The organism is Mesorhizobium sp. WSM4849, from assembly GCF_055811385.1.
Window position 1 is genome coordinate 1 of sequence record NZ_JBVVPW010000076.1, and the last position, 6,062, is coordinate 6,062.

The following is a 6,062-nucleotide window of genomic DNA, read 5'->3' on the forward strand; positions in this document are numbered from 1 at the left end:
ATTCCTCTGCATCTGGCCTAGGAATCACATCTCGATTCCACCAGTCTACCCCTAAGGTTAGCGCCTATGGGGTGCTGTCCCTCCGGCCTGTCGGAGAATCGTAGCGTACCTTCCGGCAGGTTGGATGGAACACATCAAGTAGGGAAGGGCTGGCGATCCTGCACACCCCCTCTGTCCTGCCGGACATCTCCTCCGATAGGGGGGAGATCGGCAGCTTCATCCGCTTTCGCCAATCGTTAAATAATCCACTCACCACTCCAACCGAAACGCCAGCTTGCCGAAATGCCGGCCGCCGGCCGCCATGTGCGCGTAGGCCTCGGCCGCTTGGTCCTGGCTGTAGACCGTGTCGATGACCGGCTCGATGCCGGCGGCGCCGATGGCGCGGGCGGCGTCGCGCAGGTCGGATACCGAGCCGGTGTTGTTGCCCACCACCCTAAGCGCCTTGATGATGATCGGCAGCAGATCGACCATGGCCTCGGCGCCGGTGACGAAGCCGATGGTGAATAGCGTGCCGCCTGGCGCCGTGGCGTTGACCGCGCGGACGAAGGTGGCCGAGCCGCCGGTCTCGACGATCAGGTCGGCGCCGAGGTCGTCGGTTAGTTTCAGCACCTTGCCGTCCCAATCCGGCGTCGTGCGGTAGTTGATGAGGTGATCGGCGCCGAGCGCCCTGGCGCGTTCCAGCTTTTCGTCCGACGACGAGGTGATGATGACGGTGGCGCCGGCCGCCTTGGCCAATTGCAAGGTCAAGATCGAGACGCCGCCGGTGCCTAGCAGCACAACGACCGACCCCGGCCCGACATCGGCGGCGCGGATCGCGTTCCAGGCGGTGGTCGCGGCAATCGGCAGCGTCGCCGCCGCTTCGAAGGACAGATGCGCCGGTGTCGGCACGACGGCATTGGCTGGCAGCGCCACATATTCGGCGAGCGATCCGGGCAGCGTCAGGCCGCGCATCTGCGTCATCTCGTAGGGTCGCGGACGGCCGCCGATCCAGCGCGGTTTCGCATGGGCGATAACGCGGTCGCCCACGGCGTATTTGGTGACGCCCTCGCCGAGCGCGGCGATCTCGCCGGCGCCGTCTGCGACCGGAATGAGCGGGAAGCCCGGCCCGGGATAATTGCCGCTCGCCACCGCGACATCGACGAAATTTAGGCTCGCGGCGCGCAGGCGGACCAGCACTTCGCCGCGCTGCGGTTCAGGTGTGGCAACGGTGGCCGCGCGAAAGGCGTCCAGTCGGGGCGCAGTCAGTTCGATGGCTTTCATGGTCTCACTCCGGTTGATCGGCCGACGGGCCAATTCGTTGGGATTGAGTGAAACTAGCTGCTGCGCTATCCATGCATAATCTTCTGTTTTTGCATTTGAGTTTTGCGCATTATGCAGCAATCCCATGAGCCAGCAGCACTCGCCGAAATGGCCGCCTTCGCGGCGATCGCCGAGGCACGCTCCTTCACCAAGGCGGCGGCGCGCGTCGGGCGCGACGCGACGATCCTGTCGCGGCGGCTTGCATCGCTTGAGGAACGGCTCGGCGTGCGGCTGCTGCACCGCACGACGCGCAGCGTGTCTCTGACCGAGGCGGGCGCCGAGTTCCTCGTCCGCGTCCGCGCCATTCTGGCCGCGGTCGACGAGGCGGAGAGCGTGGCCTCGGCGCATGCCGGCGGCGGGCCGCGCGGCGTGCTGCGGCTGGCCCTGCCCGGATCGTTCGGGCGCATGTGGATCGGGCCGCTGCTGCCGCAATTTCTCGCCGAATTTCCTGATGTTCGCATCGAGGCCGAGTTCTCCAACCGTTTCGTCGATCTCGTCGCCGAGAATTTCGACGTCGCCGTCCGTCTCGGTGCGCTGGAGGATTCGCGCCTGGTGGCGCGCAAGGTCGCGACGCGGCGCCGGCTGCTGTGCGCCGCACCGTCCTACCTCGCTCGCCGGGGCACGCCCGCCACGCCGCAAGCGCTCCTTGAGCATAGCTGCCTGGGTTTCACTGGGTTCCAAACCTTTCCGACCTGGGAGATGACCGACAGCACGGGCCGCCGCGTCCAAATCGACGTCTCAGGGCCGCTGGTTACCGACGATGCCGAGGTGCTGGTCGAAGCCGCCGTGCAAGGCGTCGGCCTGATGATGAGCACCGACTGGCTGGTCGGGCGCGAGCTCGCCGACGGGCGGCTGGTGCCTGTTCTGGAGGACTGGACGCTTGCCGACGAAGGCGCGGTCTATGTCGTGATGCCTTCAGCCAAGGGGCAAGCGGCCAAGACGCGCGCCTTCGCCGACTGGATCGGCAAGCGATTCGCACCGGAGCCGCCATGGCGGCGGGAAAGGTGCTGATCTCCCCCCTTGAGGGGGAGATGTCGCCGAAGGCGACAGAGGGGGGTCGCCGCGCGTGGAGCGCCAGCGCCGTCTCGTGGGGGAAGGCGTCGGCGACCCCCTGGCCGCTTCGCGGCCAACTCCCCCTCAAGGGCCCGCAAGGGGGGAGATTGCGCGCTCAGCCGCCTGCGCCTCCGCCTCCACCGCTCTGCAGTTTCAAAAACTGCCCCAGCAGATCCATCGGCACCGGAAACACCACAGTCGACGAGCGCTCACCGGCGATGTCATGGAGCGCCTCGAAATAGCGCAGCTGCATGGCCTGCGGTGTCTCGGCCAGCATCTTGCCGGCCTCGACGAGTTTTGCCGCCGCCTGCTGTTCGCCGTCGGCATTGATTACTTTGGCACGCCGCAGCCGTTCGGCTTCGGCCTGCTTGGCGATGGCGCGGACCATGTTCTCGTTGAGGTCGACATGCTTGATCTCGACATCGGAGACCTTGATGCCCCAGGCATCGGTCCGCTGATCGAGGATCTCCTGGATATCACTGTTGAGCTTGTCGCGTTCGGCCAGCATTTCATCGAGCTCATGCTTGCCGAGCACCGAGCGCAAGGTGGTCTGTGCCAGCTGGTTGGTCGCGGCCATGAAATCCTCGACTTGGATCACCGCCCGCTCGGCGTCGACGATACGAAAATACAGCACCGCATTGACCTTCACCGAGACGTTGTCGCGCGAGATCACGTCCTGCGGCGGCACGTCCTGGACCACCACCCGCAGGTCGACCTTCACCATCTGCTGCACGAACGGGATGAGGATGATCAGGCCGGGGCCCTTGACCCCGGTGAAGCGGCCGAGCGTGAAGACCACGCCGCGCTGATATTCCCTCAGGATGCGAATGGCCGCGGACAGGAACATGACCACGACGAGCGCTGCTACCAGATAGGCCACATAACCGAAGATCATTGCCTTGCTCCATCGCTTCGCACATTGCGGCGCCGTATCGTCAGAACGAGACCCCTGACCTCAGCCACCTCGACGCTGTCGCCCACTGCAAGGGGTTCGTCGGCCGTCGCCCGCCAGCGCTCGCCCCGGGCCAGCACGTGGCCCTCGTTGCCCTCCCAGTCGAGGACCTTGGCCGGTAGCCCTTGCATGGCCTGTGCGCCAACACGCGGAAGGTTCTTGCGGGCCGCCCACAGATAGCTGCCGGTCAGCAGCGCCAGGCCGAGCGTCAGGACGGCGGCGGTGCCGATGACGGCCCACGACATCTCGAAGCCGGGCCCCTCGATCCTGAGCAGCATGGCAGCGCCAAGCAGAAACGCAGCCACGCCTCCCAGCCCAAGCACCACTGTGGGATTAAAGACCTCGACGACGAGGAGGATGATGCCAAGCAGCATCAAGGCAAGGCCGGCATAGCTGATCGGCAGGAGATTGAGTGCATAGAGCCCGAGCAGCAGGCAGATCGTTCCGATCACGCCGGGCGCAACCGCGCCCGGGCTCGTGAACTCGAAGACGAGGCCATAAACCCCGATCAGCATCAGGATCACGGCGATGTTCGGGTCGGTGATGACGGCGAGAAGCCGGATGAGCCAGCCAGGCTCCAGCGTTTCAACCGGCAGCCCTTTGGTCGCCAGCACCTCTTTCCTGCCGGCGATCTCGACCGTCCGGCCGTCGGTCAGCTGAAGCAGTTCGGTCGTGTCGCGGGCGACGAAGTCGACGACACGTTCCTGCAGTGCCGCGCTGGCCGACAGGCTGGCCGCCTCGCGCACGGCCTTTTCACCCCAATCGGCATTGCGCCCGCGCAGTTCAGCCAGGCTGCGGATCAGGGCAACCGCGTCGTTCGTCGCCTTGGCGATCATCGCATCGCCCGACGGTGGGTTCTTCGGGTCCTTGCCGGCTTCCGGGCCATTGTTCTTGTCGTCGCCGCCGGGAAAGGATGGCAGCGGCCCGCCCATCTCGATCGGCGTTGCCGCGCCCAGATTGGTGCCGGGCGCCATCGCCGCCACATGGGTTGCGTAGAGGATGTAGGTTCCGGCGCTCGCCGCATGCCCGCCGGCGGGCGCGACATAGCCGATGACGGGAACCGGCGAGGCGAGGATGTCGGCGATGATCTCGCGCATGCTGGTGACCAACCCGCCGGGCGTGTTCATCTGCAGGATGAAAACCTCGGCGTTTCGCTCCGCGGCGACCGCCAGCGCTTCCTCGAACTGCATGGCGCTAGCCGGGCCGATGGCGCCGTCTATCTCGATGCGCAGCGCAATCCTCTCCTGCCCGTTCGCCTCTCCGGTTGCGGAAGAGGAACAAACAGCCACAGCGGCTACAAAAGCCGCGGCAATCAGGGCTACACGCGCGAGTTTCACGCTCAAAGCTCCCTATCAGGGATATGGGCCAGATTTTGCCGAAATCCATGCTGCGTCGCGGCGGGTGAAGCTGATCCAGGACAACGGGGCGTTGAAGCTGCCGATCTCCCCCCTTGCGGGGGAGATGCCTGGCAAGGCAGAGGGGGGTGCTGTCCCTCGAACTCTCGAGCCTAGGTTCCTCGCCCACCGCGAAGCGGGGAGAGGTGGCCGCCCACGGGTCTTGCCTTTGGCAAGCCCGAGGACAGGCTCCGCGGCCGGAGAGGGGGCTTTCGTAGTGCGCAGTCCCCTCTCCGTCTCGGCTTCGCCGAGCCACCTTGTATGGGGCTTTCGCTGTCAAGGGGCCTTTTCAAGGCGGCCATCCCTTTGTTCGACGGTTTGGCGGCCATCCCTCCGTCCCGACCTGCTTTTGGAGGGAGCGTCGCGCGCAGAGCCTGTCCAGGATGCCGCTTGCGGCACCGGCGGAGCCGGCGCGGGCACGCGTCCTGGACGGGGTCGAGCCCGGCGCTATCGTTACCGGTCAGGGGCGTCATGACAGCCTCGCAATTGCAGCATCGGCTGGTTTCGGTCAGGCCGGCCGGCGGCTGGCGGCGCAAGGGCGACCTGAGGGGGAACCTGCCTGGCGTGGCGCCAGCGCGCCCACAACCTTGTATTCGGCGGATCGCGGCGATCCGAACCCATGATGCAGTCATGCGCATCGGCGGCAAGGCTCCTCGGAGGCGGTTCCCATTCTCTCCCGCGCGCATGGGATATCATGCCATAGGTGGCTTGCGGGTCACCGCCGCCTCGGATCGTCCTGGCATTGCTCCGCCGCGGGCGGATGGATGCCGGACCTGTTGTGGCGTGGGCTCCTTTAGCCGGTTTCGTTTCGATCGTTCATGCCGCGGGGCGCAGGATGGCGCCAGCCGGCACCTCGCCGGCGCTCATATAGCGCCACAGCGCGATCAGCAGCTTGCGCGCCAGGGCCACGATCATGGTCTTGCGCAGGTTGCGCTGGAGCCCGGCGGTGCGCTGCGCGAACCACTGCGCCAGGGCGCTGCCCTTCTGGAACATCAGCCAGCGCCAGGCGAGCTGGATCATGCCGCGCCTGACCCGCGCATTGCCGGCCCGCGCCAGCCCTTTCTCGCGCCGTTTGCAGCCGCTCTCGTCCGGCGCCCCGGTCAGCCCGGCATAACGCGCCACCGCGCGACGGTCGCGCAGATTGCGCGACAGGATCTCTTGCACCAGCATGTCGGCCGTTTCGATGCCGATGCCCATCACCCTGGCCAGCATCAGCACCATGGGATGGCTGCCTTCCCGCGGCGCCCGCGCCAGGCGCTCCAGGCGCGTCTTCTCGATCTCCTCGATCTGCGCCCGGATCAGCCGCAGCCGCGCCATGTCGCGGCGCAGTTCGGCCAGCGTGTTGGGTGGCAGCGGCACCCCTT

General features: G+C 66.6%; 5 protein-coding genes. 1 reads left to right on the forward strand and 4 read right to left on the reverse strand.

From position 1 onward, the window contains the following. Window positions 1-249 precede the first annotated feature (249 nt). On the reverse strand, window positions 250-1,260 hold the full coding sequence (locus tag AC0L3L_RS36015) for a zinc-dependent alcohol dehydrogenase family protein (protein ID WP_473487586.1): 1,011 nt from the start codon (window positions 1,258-1,260) through the stop codon (window positions 250-252). Window positions 1,261-1,371: 111 nt separating this feature from the next. On the opposite strand from AC0L3L_RS36015, the gene AC0L3L_RS36020 reads away from it, so the two are divergent. Further along, window positions 1,372-2,310: a LysR family transcriptional regulator gene (locus AC0L3L_RS36020; protein WP_473642104.1), complete on the forward strand. Its 939-nt coding sequence runs from the start codon at window positions 1,372-1,374 to the stop codon at window positions 2,308-2,310. A 157-nt stretch (window positions 2,311-2,467) separates the two neighbouring features. Here the strand turns inward: AC0L3L_RS36020 and AC0L3L_RS36025 are convergent, their stop codons facing one another. The 3 genes from AC0L3L_RS36025 to AC0L3L_RS36035 all read right to left on the reverse strand — a co-directional run. Continuing rightward, a complete protein-coding gene (locus AC0L3L_RS36025) occupies window positions 2,468-3,247 on the reverse strand; it encodes a slipin family protein (RefSeq protein ID WP_473487588.1) in 780 nt (259 codons plus the stop codon). Next, complete coding sequence (locus tag AC0L3L_RS36030; protein ID WP_473642106.1) at window positions 3,244-4,641, reverse strand: NfeD family protein; 1,398 nt, start codon at window positions 4,639-4,641, stop codon at window positions 3,244-3,246. Before AC0L3L_RS36030 ends, AC0L3L_RS36025 begins: the two co-directional genes overlap by 4 nt. Window positions 4,642-5,514: 873 nt before the next feature. Further along, window positions 5,515-6,062, reverse strand: a 548-nt coding sequence (locus AC0L3L_RS36035) for a transposase (RefSeq protein WP_473642108.1), incomplete at its 5' end; no start/stop codon positions are given.

Excerpts from the sequence above, each read along its gene's own strand:
- AC0L3L_RS36015 (WP_473487586.1), bottom strand. The coding sequence starts at position 1,260 with ATGAAAGCCATCGAACTGACTGCGCCCCGACTGGACGCCTTTCGCGCG.
- AC0L3L_RS36020 (WP_473642104.1), top strand. The coding sequence starts at position 1,372 with ATGCAGCAATCCCATGAGCCAGCAGCACTCGCCGAAATGGCCGCCTTC.
- AC0L3L_RS36025 (WP_473487588.1), bottom strand. The coding sequence starts at position 3,247 with ATGATCTTCGGTTATGTGGCCTATCTGGTAGCAGCGCTCGTCGTGGTC.